Origin of the sequence: Microbacterium sp. ZW T2_14 (assembly GCF_044987405.1) — a bacterium.
Taxonomy (GTDB): Bacteria; Actinomycetota; Actinomycetes; order Actinomycetales; family Microbacteriaceae; genus Microbacterium.
Genome location: NZ_JBJDRK010000010.1, coordinates 40450 through 54661, shown reverse-complemented (window position 1 = coordinate 54661; position 14212 = coordinate 40450). Strand labels below are relative to the sequence as shown.

The 14212-nt window shown below is 71.3% G+C and carries 12 protein-coding genes; 1 reads left to right on the top strand and 11 read right to left on the bottom strand.

The window, feature by feature from the left end:
* Nucleotides 1–60 precede the first annotated feature (60 nt).
* Entirely contained in the window at nucleotides 61–1086 is a 1026-nt protein-coding gene (locus ACI3KY_RS05485; RefSeq protein ID WP_404929195.1) for an SDR family NAD(P)-dependent oxidoreductase, read from the top strand.
* A 647-nt stretch (nucleotides 1087–1733) separates the two neighbouring features.
* On the opposite strand, the gene ACI3KY_RS05480 is transcribed toward ACI3KY_RS05485, so the two are convergent.
* From ACI3KY_RS05480 to ACI3KY_RS05430, 11 genes are all read right to left on the bottom strand, one after another.
* Nucleotides 1734–3293, bottom strand: a complete 1560-nt coding sequence (locus ACI3KY_RS05480; protein ID WP_404929194.1) for an SLC13 family permease — start codon at nucleotides 3291–3293, stop codon at nucleotides 1734–1736.
* A gap of 166 nt (nucleotides 3294–3459) precedes the next feature.
* Complete coding sequence (locus ACI3KY_RS05475) at nucleotides 3460–4620, bottom strand: cystathionine gamma-synthase (RefSeq protein ID WP_404929193.1); 1161 nt, start codon at nucleotides 4618–4620, stop codon at nucleotides 3460–3462.
* Nucleotides 4617–5723 carry a pyridoxal-phosphate dependent enzyme gene (locus ACI3KY_RS05470; RefSeq protein WP_404929192.1) on the bottom strand — a complete coding sequence of 369 codons (1107 nt, stop codon included), beginning with the start codon at nucleotides 5721–5723 and terminating at the stop codon, nucleotides 4617–4619. The genes ACI3KY_RS05475 and ACI3KY_RS05470 overlap by 4 nt, the downstream gene beginning before the upstream one ends.
* Before the next feature lie 210 nt (nucleotides 5724–5933).
* Nucleotides 5934–6509 (bottom strand): FMN reductase, encoded by a 576-nt coding sequence (gene msuE / locus ACI3KY_RS05465; RefSeq protein WP_404929191.1) that lies wholly within the window; start codon nucleotides 6507–6509, stop codon nucleotides 5934–5936.
* Nucleotides 6509–7135 carry an alkylhydroperoxidase domain protein gene (locus tag ACI3KY_RS05460; RefSeq protein WP_404929190.1) on the bottom strand — a complete coding sequence of 209 codons (627 nt, stop codon included), beginning with the start codon at nucleotides 7133–7135 and terminating at the stop codon, nucleotides 6509–6511. The genes msuE and ACI3KY_RS05460 overlap by 1 nt, the downstream gene beginning before the upstream one ends.
* Entirely contained in the window at nucleotides 7132–7740 is a 609-nt protein-coding gene (locus tag ACI3KY_RS05455; RefSeq protein ID WP_404929189.1) for a CMD domain protein, read from the bottom strand. Before ACI3KY_RS05455 ends, ACI3KY_RS05460 begins: the two co-directional genes overlap by 4 nt.
* Complete coding sequence (locus tag ACI3KY_RS05450; RefSeq protein ID WP_404929188.1) at nucleotides 7737–8816, bottom strand: putative FMN-dependent luciferase-like monooxygenase; 1080 nt, start codon at nucleotides 8814–8816, stop codon at nucleotides 7737–7739. The genes ACI3KY_RS05455 and ACI3KY_RS05450 overlap by 4 nt, the downstream gene beginning before the upstream one ends.
* Nucleotides 8813–10465 (bottom strand): dipeptide ABC transporter ATP-binding protein, encoded by a 1653-nt coding sequence (locus tag ACI3KY_RS05445; RefSeq protein ID WP_404929187.1) that lies wholly within the window; start codon nucleotides 10463–10465, stop codon nucleotides 8813–8815. Before ACI3KY_RS05445 ends, ACI3KY_RS05450 begins: the two co-directional genes overlap by 4 nt.
* Nucleotides 10462–11463 (bottom strand): ABC transporter permease, encoded by a 1002-nt coding sequence (locus tag ACI3KY_RS05440; RefSeq protein ID WP_404929186.1) that lies wholly within the window; start codon nucleotides 11461–11463, stop codon nucleotides 10462–10464. Before ACI3KY_RS05440 ends, ACI3KY_RS05445 begins: the two co-directional genes overlap by 4 nt.
* Nucleotides 11460–12437, bottom strand: coding sequence for an ABC transporter permease (locus ACI3KY_RS05435; RefSeq protein ID WP_404929185.1), 978 nt, complete (start codon nucleotides 12435–12437; stop codon nucleotides 11460–11462). Before ACI3KY_RS05435 ends, ACI3KY_RS05440 begins: the two co-directional genes overlap by 4 nt.
* Before the next feature lie 19 nt (nucleotides 12438–12456).
* Nucleotides 12457–14097: a TIGR04028 family ABC transporter substrate-binding protein gene (locus ACI3KY_RS05430; RefSeq protein WP_404929184.1), complete on the bottom strand. Its 1641-nt coding sequence runs from the start codon at nucleotides 14095–14097 to the stop codon at nucleotides 12457–12459.
* Between the last annotated feature and the right edge of the window lie 115 nt (nucleotides 14098–14212).

Below are 14212 nucleotides of genomic sequence, written 5' to 3'. Positions count from 1 at the left end.
CCCGCAGCCCCGCGCCAGATGAGCACTGTCGTACCGCATGAGAAAGGGAAAGAACCAGCCATGAGCACCACTCCCGCTCCCCTCACCGGAGCGTCCACCATCCAGTCGTGGCTCGACGACCCGGCCGGCGGGGCCGCGCTCCGCGGCCTCCTCGCCCAGGGCGGCCAGAGCGCCGATGCACTCGCCCCGATCGCCGCGCTCCCCCTGCACAACCTGGTCGCCATGAGCGGCGGCGCCTTCCCACAGGAGGCCCTCGACGCGCTCGTCGCACAGGTCAACCCCGACGGCGTGCCCGCCGAAAGCGCGGACGCGACCCCGAAGACCGAGTGGGCCGAGAAGATCACGACCGGCCGCTTCACCGGTCAGACCGTCATCGTGACGGGCGCCGGCTCCGGTATCGGCCGCGCCACCGCGTCGCGCGTCGCGCGCGAAGGCGGTCGCGTGATCGCCGTCGACGTCAGCCAGGAGCGCCTCGACGAGTTCGTGGCCGCCCACGCCGGCGCCGACGTCGTCGCGCTCACCGCCGACATCACCGACGACCAGGGCGTCGCCCGCATCATCGAGGCGGCAGGCGACCGGATCGACGGCCTCGCCAACATCGCCGGGATCATGGACGACATGACCCCGGTCGGCGATGTCACCGACGCGGTCTGGGACCGCGTGTTCAGCGTCAACGTCACCGGCACCATGAAGCTGATGCGCGCCGTCATCCCCGCGATGCTCGCGCAGGGCGGCGGTTCGATCGTGAACACGTCGTCCGAGGCATCCCTGCGCGGCTCGAGCGCCGGTGCCGCCTACACGGCGTCCAAGCACGCTGTCGTCGGCCTCACCAAGTCGAGCGCGTTCATGTACGGCCCGAGCGGCATCCGCGTGAATGCGGTCGCTCCCGGCGCGGTCATCACCAACATCGAGGCGAAGTTCAACTCGCCGCTGGGCGCCGAGCGCGTGCGCACCGGCATGGCCGTGATGGCGCCCCCGGTGCTGCCCGACCGCCTCGCCGCGTCGATCACGTTCCTGCTGAGCGACGACGGCGTCAACGTCAACGGCCAGAACCTCGCCAGCGACGGCGGCTGGTCGGCCGCGTAAGAGCCCGCGACGCCCCGGTGGACCCGAGCCACCGGGGCGCCGCGCACCACCCTGCGCGTTTTGGCGACTCGCCAGAATCATGCGCGCGAAGTGGTGCTTCTTGGCGACTGTCCGGCTGAGCATCCCGTCCGCTGCGTCGCCGTCGCCGACCGGTTTTGGCGACTCGCCAAGGACTGCGCCGTTCGATGGCGATTTCTGGCGAGTCGCCAATCGGCGGAACTCCGTCACAGGACCGGGCGAGGGGATGCCGCGAACCACCCGGGATTCGGAGACATGCCGGAACTCGGATGCCTCGGCCGCAGGCATCCGTATCCCGGCAGATCTCCGGATGCGAGCGGATGTCGGGAACCAACCCGAAGTCGGAAAACTGCCGGAACTCGGATGCCTCGGCCGCAGGCATCCGTATCCCGGCAGATCTCCGGATGCGAGCGGATACCGCGAACCGCCGGGATGCGGAGATCCGCCGAAACTCGGGCGGCCCGGCCGCCGGCATCCGTTTCCCGGCAGATCTCCGGATACGAGCGGATGCCGGGAAACCACCCCGGAGTCGGAAAACTGCCGGAACTCGGGCGGCCCGGCCGCCGGCATCCGTTTCCCGGCAGATGTCCGGATGCGAGCGGATGCCGCGGCCCGGGGCGACAGCCGGGTCAGAACGGCCAGACGAGTGGGACGTAGAACACGGCCATCAGCAGGAAGAACAGCGCGAGCGGAAGGCCGGGCTTCCAGTAGTCGCCGAACCGATAGCCCGCGGGCTCCATCACCATGAGGTTCGCGGGCGTCGCGATGGGCGTCAGGAAGGCCGCGGCCCCCACGACGGCGAGCGCCATCATGAAGGGCTGCACCGACAGGTCCAGCGCACGCGCCACCGAGATGGCGATCGGCGCCACGATGAGCACGGTCGCGGTGTTGCTGATGAGCTGGCCCAGCACCAGCGTGATGCCGCACAGCGCGAGCAATGCGACGTGGGGGCCCGCGTCGCCCAGCATCGACAGCATGCCTTCGGCGACGAGATCGGCGGTGCCGGTGCTGATGAATGCCGTCGACAGCGGGATCATGCCGGCGATCAGCACCACCGTGGTCCACGAGATCGCGTGGTACGCCGCGGTCCCGGTGACCGTGCGGGTGAGCACGAGCGCGCACGCCGCGAGCAATGCGGCCACCGCCGGCGGCACGAGACCGGTCGCGAGCAGCAGGATCATGGCCAGGAGGATGCCGATCGCGCGCTTCGCGCCGCGCCCGAGCGGCACCGACCGGCGCAGCTGCGCCGGGTCGTCGACGACGAGCACGCCCGGGCCCTGCGTGCGCCGCGTCAGGTCGTCCCAGGCACCCTGCAGCAGGAGCGCGTCGCCGGACTGCACGATGAACTCGGTGCCCTTCAGGTGCTCGTCGCCGCGGCGCGCCGCCAGCACGACGAGGTCGCCGTCGGGCGTCGTCATGCCGGCGCACACGCGCGTGCCGATCAGGGGCGACCGCGGCGCCACGACGACCTCGGTCACCCCGCTGTCCGGACCGAGCAGCATGCCGGTGTCGAGCGTCAGGGAGTACTGCTGGCGCAGCATCCGCGCGTGCCGCACCAGATCCACGGGCATCAGCGCGCTCTTGCGCTCGGGGAGCAGCCGACCGCTGAGCAGCAGGATCACCACGGTGCCGAGCAGCACCGGAACGCCGACGAGCGCGAACTCGAAGAACCCGAACTCCCGCCCACCCGCGCCCGCGGCGAACTCCGACACGATGATGTTGACCGGCGTGCCGGTGAGCAGAACCAGCGAGCCGGCGGATGCCGCGAACGCGAGCGGCATGAGCAGCTTCGACGATGCGATGCCGGCGCGCGCCGCGACCACGACGACCAGCGGCAGCAGGGCCGCGACCGCGCCGTTGATGCTGATGAGCGCCGTCAAGCCGGCGACCAGCAGCGCGATCACGACGACGAGGGTGGTCCGCTTCGTCCCTGCGCGGCCGATCACCTTCTGTCCCGCCCACGCGGTGACGCCCGTCGCATCCAGCGACTCGCTGACCACGAACAGCGCGGCGATGAAGAGCACGGTCGGATCGCCGAATCCCGCCAGGGCTTCGGGCAGCGTGAGCACTCCGGTGAAGTAGAGCGCCAGGGCGACGCCGATCGCCACGATCCCGATGGGCACGCGGTTGCTCACGAAGGCGATCACCGCGAGCACCAGGATGACAAGGGTTGCGGTGACGGGGTCCACGCGCCCAGCGTAGCCACCGCCGTTGCCGACCGGACCTTGCGGACCCGACGGGGCGGACCGGACCCGGCGGACCCGACCCGGTCCCTGAGCTCGTCGAAGGACGCTCCGACAGGCGCAGCGACCGCGGCCGGGGCTCAGTGACCCGGGGCCCGGCCCCAGCGGCGGCTCAGAGGCGGGCGAGGGCCTGGTCGAGGTCGGCGAGGAGGTCGGCGGCCGACTCGATCCCGACCGACAGCCGCACCACCTCCGGCGGGACGGCGAGCTCGGTGCCGCGCACCGACGCGTGCGTCATCTCGTCGGGGTAGTTCATGAGCGACTCGACGCCGCCGAGCGACTCGGCCAGCTGGAACAGCCGCGTCGACTCTGCGAAGCGGCGAGCGGATGCGGCATCCGCCAGCGCGACCGAGACGATCCCGCCGAACCCGCTCATCTGCGCCGCGGCGAGCTCGTGACCGGGATGCGACGGAAGCCCGGGGTAGTACACCCGCGCGACGCGATCGTGGGCGGCCAGGAACTCGGCCACGGCCTGGGCGTTCTCGCTGTGCCGCTGCATGCGCAGCGCCAGCGTCTTGATGCCGCGCGTCGTCAGCCACGCGTCCAGCGGGCCGGAGACTGCGCCGACGGCGAACTGCAGGAACTTCGCCTCGCCGTACAGCGCCTCGTCGTTCAGCACCAGGGCGCCGCCCACCACGTCGGAGTGCCCGCCGAGGTACTTCGTCGTCGAGTGCACCACGACGTCCGCGCCGAAGGCGAGCGGCTGCTGCAGAGCGGGCGACGCGAACGTGTTGTCGACGACGACGAGCGCGCCGGCGTCGTGCCCGAGTCGTGCGAGCCCGGCGATGTCGGTGATGCGCAGCAGCGGGTTGCTCGGCGTCTCGACCCACACGATGCGCGCCGGGTGCTCCTCCAGCGCGGCACGCACGGCGTCCAGGTCGCTCATGTCGACCACCCGAACCCCCACGCCCCACGCCCCGAGCACCCGCGCGATGAGGCGGTACGTGCCGCCGTAGACGTCGCTGCCGAGCAGCACCTCGTCACGGGGCTTGAGCGCGGCGCGCAGCAGCGCGTCCTCGGCCGCCAGCCCCGAGGCGAACGAGAGCGCGTGGGCACCGCCTTCGAGCGCGGCGAGCTGCGTCTCGAGCGCCGTGCGCGTCGGGTTGCCGCTGCGGCCGTACTCGTAGCCCTCGCGAAGGCCGCCGATGCCGTCCTGCGCGTACGTCGTCGAGAAGTGCACCGGCGGGATCACGGCCCCCGTCGTCGGGTCGAAGGCCTGCCCCGCGTGCACCGCGCGGGTCTCGAAACCGTGGTCGTTCGTGGGCTCGGTCATGCGGGTGCTCCTTCGTCGGGGATGGTCCGGGATGCCGCGGGGCCAGGGTCTGCGGCGGGTGCAGGCGTTTCGTCTCGCTCGTTCCTCGCTCGCTCAACGACCGGGACCGCGGTGGGGGCCTCGGGGCCTGGGACTGCGGCGGGTGCAGGCACCTCGAAGCCGTGCTCGCGCATCCAGTCGTCGTCGTAGAACCGGTTGAGGTATCCGCGTCCGTGGTCGGGCAGCAGCACGACGACGACGGCTTCGGCGGGAAGCTCGCGCGCGGTGCGCAGCGCGGCGACCACAGCCATCCCGCTCGACCCGCCCACCAGCAGCCCCTCCTCGCGGGCGAGGCGGCGGGTCATCTCGAAGGTCTCGGCGTCACCGACGCGGTGGATCTCGTCGGGCACCGAGGGGTCGTAGCTGTCGGGCCAGAAGTCCTCGCCGACGCCCTCGACCAGGTATCCGTGGAGCGGGCCGCCGGAGTAGATCGAGCCTTCCGGGTCTGCGCCGACCACCCGCACCGCGCCGCCCGACACCTCGTGCAGGTAGCGGCCCGTGCCGGTGATCGTGCCGCCGGTGCCGATGCCGGCGACGAAATGGGTCACGCGTCCGTCGGTGTCGCGCCAGATCTCGGGACCCGTGGTCTCGTAGTGGCTCAGCGGCCCGTTCGGGTTGGCGAACTGGTTCGGCTTGAACGCTCCGGGGATCTCCCGCACCAGCCGATCCGACACGCTGTAGTACGAGCGAGGGTCCTCGGGCGGGACGCTCGTATCGGTCACGACGACCTCCGCGCCGTAGGCCCGCAGCACGTCCACCTTGGGTCCCGCGAACTTGTCGGGCACGACGAAGATCATCCGGTACCCACGCTGTATCGCCACGAGCGCGAGCCCCACGCCGGTGTTGCCGCTCGTCGGTTCGACGATCGTGCCGCCGGGCCGGAGCAATCCGTCACGCTCGGCGGCATCGATGATGCGGCGGGCGATGCGGTCCTTGGCGGAACCGCCGGGGTTGAAGTACTCGACCTTGGCGAGCACCGTCGCGGCGATGCCGTCGGTGACGCGGGTCAGGCGGACGAGGGGGGTGTTGCCGACGAGGTCGACCACGCTCTGGGCGTAACGCACGATGTTTCCTGGAGTGTTGCCGCGCGGGAGCGCGGAGGGTTGTCGGGGTCGCTGGGATCTGCGCGAAGCGATTGCTTCAGCAGCAGGGGCGACAACACCGACAGGTCAACACGGGCGCCAGTCTAGACGCTCACCGGGGGCGGCGTCGAGGATGCCTTGGGCGAGCGGCACGCCGGGACGCAGCGACGGATGCCGCGGCCCGGCGCAGCATCACCAGGTCGTCACATACTCCGATCTGCGAACGCGGGTGGCCTGCTCGACGAGCGGCAGCGATCCGTCGACGGCCTGCACGACACGACGGATGACCTCGGGCGAGGTCAGCTCGTCATTGCCGAAGTCCTCGGTCGAGGCGTACACGCCCAACGGCAGCGTGAGCGCCTGGAAGAAGCCGAACAGCGGGCGGAGCTGGTGCTCGATGATCAGCGCGTGCCGCTCGCCGCCGCCCGTGGCCGCGAGAAGCACGGGCGTGCCGACGAGGTCGTACTGGCCCACGAAGTCGAACAGGTGCTTGAACAGCCCCGTGAACGAGGCGCGGTACACGGGCGAGCCCACGACCAGCAGGTCGGCCGACTCGATGAGCTGCAGCGCCTCCTCCACCGCGGGCGCGACCTGGTCCCGGTGCAGCGCTCCGGCGAAGCCCGGCCCGAGCGCGGCGACCTCGATCAGTGTCGGCTCGATCTCGATGCGCGCCCCCACCTCGGCGAGGATCGCCCGCACGAGCGCCGTGGTGCGACTCGGCTCATGCAGCGAGCCCGAGACGCCGACGACCTTCAGCGGACGGCTCATCACTCACCCTCGTGCGGCGGCGCGACCGGCCGCCCGATGGACAGCATGAGCCGGTTCGCCCAGTTGAAGAACGCGGCGCCGTGCACGACATCGGCGATCTCGAGCTCGTCGAGACCGACGGCCCGCAGCCGCTCCACGTGGGTGGCGTCGAACGCGAGCGGGGTCGCCGTGAGCGCGGCGGCGGCAGCCACGATCGCGTTCCAGCGCTCCCCGAGGTCGGCGCCGACGCCCTCCGCGAGGAGGATGTCGACGCGCTCGGCGTCCTTCGAGTAGTGCGCCGCGAAGCGCGCGTGCACCGACGCGCAGAAGACGCAGCCGTTCACGCGCGAGGCGGCGGTGGCGGCGAGCTCGCGTTCGGCGCGCGGCAGCCCTTCGGCGGTGTTGTAGAAGATGTCCTTGTCTACGAGCGTGCGCGCCCGCAGGATCTCGGGATCGCGGGCCAGCAGCCGGAAGTAGTCGCTCCCTGCGCGCTGACGGTCGACGAGCCCGTCGTAGTGGCGCTCGGTGAGCTCGTCGGCGGCAAGGGGCTCGAGCCACGGCAGCCAGCCGACCTCGGCACGGGTGAAGGCGTGCGGCTGGTCCTCGTCATGCACGAGGACGTTAACTGCGGTCGTCGTATCGGTCATGCCGAGACCTCCTGAGCTGAGCGGATCGCGCGGAGGCCGGCGGCCACGCGCTGCTGGAAGGCGAGGAACGACACCAGCTGCGAGAGCGTGATGATGCCGTCAGCGCTCCACCCCGACTCGAGGAGCCGGCTCTGGTCTGCGCCGTCGGCCTCTCGCGGGCGGAAGGTCAGCAGGTGCGCATGGGTGAGCGCGGCCGTGAGGCGCTCGCCCAGCGCCTCGCGAACGTCCGTACCCGGCTCGTAGCGACGGCCGTCGCTGCTCTCGCCACGCAGCCCCTCCTCGCGGTACGCGCCGAAGGGTCCCGCGGTCGCGGCGGCGGATGCCTCCGCGAGTACGACCTCGGCACGTGCGGCGTCCGCGCGGCGCGCGGCGTCGGCATAGAAGGCGGCGGTGGCGTCGTCGGACGTCGAACGCGTCGCGAAGGCGGCGACGAGCAGGCGCTCCGCCACGGGGAACGCGGTGTCGTCCACAGGCGCGAAGAGCGCGTCATAGCTCGCCTGCAGCTGCTCACGGGTGACGGGGCGGCGGTGGCGCAGGTCATCGAGCGCGTCCCCCTCTTGCACGCCGACGAACTCGTCGACGACGTCGATGGTCGCGGTGGTCATGGGGTCTCCTTTCCGAGACGGCCGAATGGTTCGAGGGAGCGGTCGCGCGCCGCCCAGCCGAGGGCGGGCGCGACTTCGGTGGCGAAGAGCTCGATGGACCGCAGCACGTGGTCGTGCGGGGCGTCGACGGAGTGCACCTGGAAGGCGACCTCGGTGGCACGCCCGAGCGTGGTGTCGGTCGCGAGCGACGCGGCCACCTCTTCGGGGGTTCCGAGGTGGGTGTCGGTCGCCGCGATGAGCTCGTCGAGCGTGTCACCCGGTATGAGCTGGCCCGAGCGACGGAAGCCTTCGGCCGCGCGGCGCAGTCCGGCCTCGGCGAACCGCCGGGCGTCGGCGCGGTCGTCCGCGACGAAGACGGTGCGGGATGCCGTGATCCGGGGCGCGACGCCCGCCGGAAGCGTGTCGAGGTACCGGTCGATGATGGGATGCTGCAGCTCGGCCAGCGTCGCACCGGGCGCGTCTGCCGGCCGCGGCTGCGTGCGCGAGAGCAGCAGGCCGTGACCGTGACCCCCGGCCCGCGCGCCCCCTCCGGCGGAGAAGGTCGCCTGCCAGATGCGGTCGGCCAGACGCGACCGGGTCGACGATGCGTCTGGGTACAGCGTGTTGCCTCCGCCGATCTCGCGCCCGGCGAGCGCATCGATCAGCACGCCGAGCTTCTCGTCGAAGACGGCGGCCTTGGCCGCCACGTCCTGGCCGAACGGGATGAACGACGACGGCGTGCCGCCGCTGCCGAGACCGAGATCGATGCGTCCGCCGGACAGGAGGTCGGCGACGACGGCGTCCTCAGCCACGCGCACCGGGTCTTCGAGTGGCAGCGTGACGACGCCGGTGCCGAGGCGGATCTCACTCGTGGCGGCGGCCACATGCGCGAGGAAGACGAACGGAGCCGGCAGGCCGCCCTCGGCCGCGCGGAAGTGGTGCTGCGCGACCCACGCGCGCCCGATGCCGAACCGCTCCGCGTGCCGGATCTGGTCGGTGGCGAGACGGTACCGCTCGGCGGCGGGCGCGTCGTCGATCGGACCGGGACTGGCGGCATCCAGCAGGCGGGGGAAGAAGGCGAGAGACGACACGGTCATGCCGCGACCTCCGATCGTCCGGGCACGGCTGCCAGCAGCTCGCGCGTGTACTCGTGGGCGGGGGACGTGAAGATGTCCTCGGTGCTGCCGGCTTCGACGACCCGGCCCCGGCGCATGACCGAGACGGTGTGGCTGATGCGGCGCACCACGGCGAGATCGTGCGAGATGAACAGGTAGGTGAGGCCGAGTTCCTGCTGGAGCGATTCGAGCAGCTCGAGGATGCGCGCCTGCACGGTGACGTCGAGCGCCGACACCGCTTCATCGAGCACGACCACATCCGGACGGATGGCGAGCGCGCGCGCGATCGCGACGCGCTGACGCTGGCCGCCCGACAGCTCGCGCGGCGTCCGCTCGAGCAGGTCCGCCGGAAGCGCCACGCGATCGAGGAGCTCGGCCGCGCGAGCCGAACGCGCGGCGCGCGTGCCCTCGCGGAAGTTGTGCAGCGGCTCGGCGACGATCTGCGCGACGCTCTGCCGCGGGTCGAGCGACGAGAAGGGGTTCTGGTACACCAGCTGGATCCGTCGGCGCAAGCTGCGAAGGCCCTCGCCGCGCAGGCCCGCGATGTCGGCCAGCTCACCAGAGGAGCCGACGAGCTCGATGCGCCCCGCGTCCGGCTGCAGGAACCGCGTCACCAGACGCGCAGTCGTGGTCTTGCCCGAGCCGGACTCCCCCACGAGCGCATGCGTCGTGCCACGGCGGACCTGGAACGACACGTCGTCCACAGCGCGGAACGGCTCACGCCCCCGGCCGTGGACGGCGAACTCCTTCACGAGGCCGTCGGCGACGATGACGTAGGGGTTCTCCGCGGCGGCGGCCCCGGCATCCCGCAGGAACAGCGCCGGCGCAGGTCGCCGGAAATCGCCGACCGCGAGGGCCGGCGCGTCGGCCAGGAGCTGCCGCGTGTAGACATCGGCGGGGGCCGACAGGATGCCGGCGCTCGGCCCCTGCTCGACGACGCGGCCCTGGTTCAGCACGACGATGCGCTGCGCGCGGTCGGCGGCGACACCCAGATCGTGGGTGACGAGCAGCACCGAGGTGCCCTCCTCACGGCGCAGGTCGTCGATGAGGTCGAGGATGCGCCGCTGCACCGTGACGTCGAGCGCGCTCGTCGGCTCGTCGGCGATGATCAGGCGCGGCCGCAGCGCGATGGCGGTGGCGATGAGGACGCGCTGACGCATGCCGCCCGAGAGTTCGTGCGGATACTGCCGCGCCCGCAGCGCGGGGTCGTCGAGGCCGACGCGCTCCAGAAGCTCGAGCACACGCGCACGTCGGACTGTCGCGGACCGCACGCCGTGAAGACGCAGGATCTCGCCCACCTGCACGCCGATCGGGCGCACCGGGTCGAGCGACGACACCGGGTCCTGCGGCACCAGCCCGACCTGTGCCCCGCGCACGGCGCGCAGCCGCTGCTGGCTCCAGCCCGTGATGTCGACGCCGCCGAGGGCGATCGATCCGCCGTCGACGCGACCGCCCTCGGGCAGCAGGCCGATGAGGGAGTGCGCGGTGGTGGACTTGCCCGAGCCGGACTCGCCCACGAGGGCCACGACCTCGCCCTCGCCGACCGAGACGTCCACGCCGTGGACGACCTCCCGGCGCCCGGCGCGCGAATCGTACGACACGCGGAGGCCCTGCACGTCGAGCACGCTCATCGCGTTCCCCTTCCGATCGACTGGCTGATGCGGTTGGCGCTCAGCACCACCACGAGCACGACGAGCCCCGGCAGCGTCGTCAGCCACCAGGCTGTCGCGACGTAGTTCCGCCCCTCGGCGATGAGGAGGCCCCACTCCGGCGTCGGGGGCGGCGCCCCGTAGCCGAGGAAGCCGAGGGTCGAGATCGCGAGGATCGCGCTGCCGAACTGCAGTGCCGCCAGTCCCACGACGGCCGTCAGCGAGTTGGGCAGCACGTGGCGTCCGAGCACGGCGGCGAACGTGCCGCCGCTGCCGAAGGCCGCCTCGACGTAGTCGGTGCGGCGCACGCGCACCACCTCCGACCGCGAGAGCCGGGCGAAGGAGGCGATACTCACGACGCCGACCGCGATCGCCGCGTTCACCGTGCCGAAGCCCAGCAGGATGATGACCGACAGCATCAGCAGCAGGCCGGGGATCGACAGCAGCACGTCGACGAGACGCATCAGCACGTCGTCGAGCCACCCGCCGACCGACCCGGCGAGTACGCCGATGACCGTGCCGGCCGCGAGGCCGACGGTCACGGCGATGAGAGCGCCCGAGAGCGAGTGGATCGCGCCGTAGACGACGCGGGCGTAGAGGTCGCGCCCGATCGCGTCCGTGCCGAACCAGTGCGCCGTGCTCGGGGGCAGCAGCTTCTCGGCCGGGACGCCGACGATCGGATCGTACGACGTGAACAGCCAGGGGACGACGGCCCACAGCACCGCGATCACGATGACCGCGATGGCGACGACCAGGGTCCACGACGGGCGCCGCCCGCGGGCGAACAGCCGTGCGGCCGAGAAGCGCCGTTCGGGGAGTCCGTCCGGTGCTCCCGCGTCGCGGGCGACCGGGTCGACGACGGTGCCGGACGCTTCGTCTCGTCCGTCGCTCAGCGCACGCGCCTCGTCGCGCGCGCTCACGGCGGCCGCGGCATCCGTGCCGTCGTCGAGGATCGGCGCGTGAGCCTGTGGAAGGGTCATGCGGTCGCCTCCTGCAGCGCGGGGGTGGACGGTGTGGGTGCGCCGCGCTTCGCGCTGCGCAACCTCGGGTCGAGCACCGGGTAGAGCAGGTCGACCACGAGGTTCACGACCACGAAGGTGAACGCCGCGAGCACGACGATCCCCTGCAGCACGGGGATGTCCTGATTGGCCACCGCCTGCTCGGTCACCCGGCCGATGCCCGGGCGTCCGAACACCGTCTCGGTGACGACGGCGCCGCCGACGACTTCTCCGAACAGCACGCCCGCGATCGTGAGCGTCGGCAGCAGCGCATTGCGGGCCACCGAGCGCCACAGCACCCACGACGGCGAGGCGCCCTTCGCGCGGACGACGGTGACGAACGGCTGCAGCTGCACGTCGTCGATGCTGCGCACCAGGATCTGGGCGAGCGGCGCCGAGATCGGCACCGCCAGGGTGATCACCGGAAGGATCAGCCCCGCGACCGGGTCGGCGCCCACGATCGGCACCCAGCCGAGGCCGAACGAGAACACCTGGATGAGGAGGATGCCCAGCCAGAACACCGGCACGGCCACGAACACCCCGGGCAGCGCCTGGAGTGCCTGCCGAAGCCAGGCGAACGGCGACAGCGTCGACAGGAACGCGATCGCGAAGGCGATCACCGCCGCGAGCAGGAACCCCAGGGTCGCCAGCGCCGCGGTCGGCGGCAGGGCCTCCCCGATGAGCTGGAGCACCCCCGTGCCGTACTGCGTCGAATAGCCGAAGTCGCCCTGGGCGTAGCCGGTCAGGGTGACCCAGTACTGCTCCCACCACGAGGAGTCGGCACCGTAGGCGACCCGGATCGACTCGATCTGGTCGGGCGTGAGACCCAGCTCCGGATTGTCGTACTTGATGAGGATCGCGTCGCCGGGCAGCAGCTGGAGCAGGATGAAGGTGGCCGTGAAGGCCGCGATCAGCACGATCGCGGCCTGCCCGGCGCGGCGGAGCGCGTAGCTCATGGGGTTCGGCTCCCGCGTCCTACTTCTTGTCGAGCCACACGTCGTAGAACAGCGGACGCGCGACCGACTCGAACTCGACGCCGTGCACGTACGGCGCGGCGCCGTACACCTGCGGCTCCTCGAAGAGCGGGATGACGTACGCCTGCTCCGCGAGGTAGTCCTGCACGGCCTGCGACGCCGCGATGCGCTCGTCGGGGTCGGGCGTGGAGGCCACAGCCTCGAGCAGCCGGTCGAGTTCGGCGTCGTCCGACAGCAGCGTGTTGCGGTTCTTCGTGTAGTACTGGCTCTTGATCACGTCGAGGTCCGCGCGCCCGACCATCGAGTGGTACAGCGGCGTCTTGAGCGGGTCCTTGATGTCCTCGACGTACGAGCCGGCGTCCGCCGACTTCACGTTGAGCTCGACGCCGATCTTCTTCAGCTGCTGCGACACGAGCTCGAGCGTCTGCTTCGACAGCGGCTGCGGCTTGGCCTCGTAGACGTCCAGTGACAGTCGCTGGCCGTCCTTCTCGCGGATGCCATCGGCTGCCGGCTCCCAGCCGGCGTCGTCGAGCAGTTCTTCCGCCCTATCGGGGTCGTACTCGTAGTACTCCGACTCGTCCTTGTAGCCGAGCGCCGAAGAGCTCAGCGCCGAGGTGGCGCGCGGGTAGTTCCCGGTGAAGATCGTGTCGACGACCTCCTGGCTGTCGACGCCGGCAACGAGGGCCTGGCGCACCTTGATGTCGCTCAGCAGCGGGTTGGTGAACCGCAGGCTCAGCGCGTTGTTCACGCCGCGGGTCTGCGGGGCGTAGAGGTCGAAGCCCGACGACTCGACGCGGGCTTCGTCGAACGCCTGCACGTAGCGGATGTAGTCGGCCTGCCCTGCGAGCAGCGAGCCGATGCGGACGCTGTCTTCGGGGGTGACGATGAGGTGGATCTGGTCGAGGTAAGCGCGGCCCTGGTGCTCGAAGCTCGGTGGAGCCCAGTCGTAGTCGTCGCGCGCCTCCAGGGTGAGCTCGGTCCCGAGCTTCTCGTCCGTGATGACGAACGGCCCTGAGCCCACGATGTCGGTCGCGTTGCCCGCGCCGAGCTCCTCGAGCGAACGGTCGAGGGTCGCCGGCGAGAGCAGCCCCGAGTTGATCGTCGATGTCGCCTGCAGGAAACCCGGTGCGGGCGCCGCGAAGCGGAACGTGACGGTGTCGCCGTCGACGACCTCGCTCGAGGCGTAGTTGTTGATCGCCTCCGAGACGGTCAGGCCCAGCGCCTGGTTGCCCAGGCCGTAGGTGTCGAAATTCTTCGCGACGGCCGCGGCGTCGAGCGGCGTGCCGTCGGAGAAGGTGACGTCGTCGCGCAGCTCGAACGTGTACTCGGTGGCGTCGTCGTTCACAGTCCACTCGGTGGCGACCCACGGCTCGATCTCGAGCGTCTCCGGGTTCTGCCACGTCAGACGCGCGGTGATGTTGTTGACGAGGCCGCCGTTCGGGTAGAAGCCGGCCTGCGGCGGGTAGAGGTTCGTGTAGGTCTGGTGCTCGAGGTACGTGAGCTCCCCGCCGGTGACGGGATCGCCGGCGGCTGCCGTCGACCCGCCTGTCGCGGGCTGCTGTGACGCGCAAGCCGTGAGGGATGCCGCGGCGACGAGCACCGCTGCAGCACCCGCGACGATTCGCGATGCGGGACGGGACATGGTTTCTCCTGGAGGCTTCGGGTTCGTGAAGAGGTGCTGGCCACGTTAGGGAGGCGCACAAGCACGCGGCTGGCCTGGCCGTCACGGCTGTTCACCGGAGGCAAACGGAGGTCAC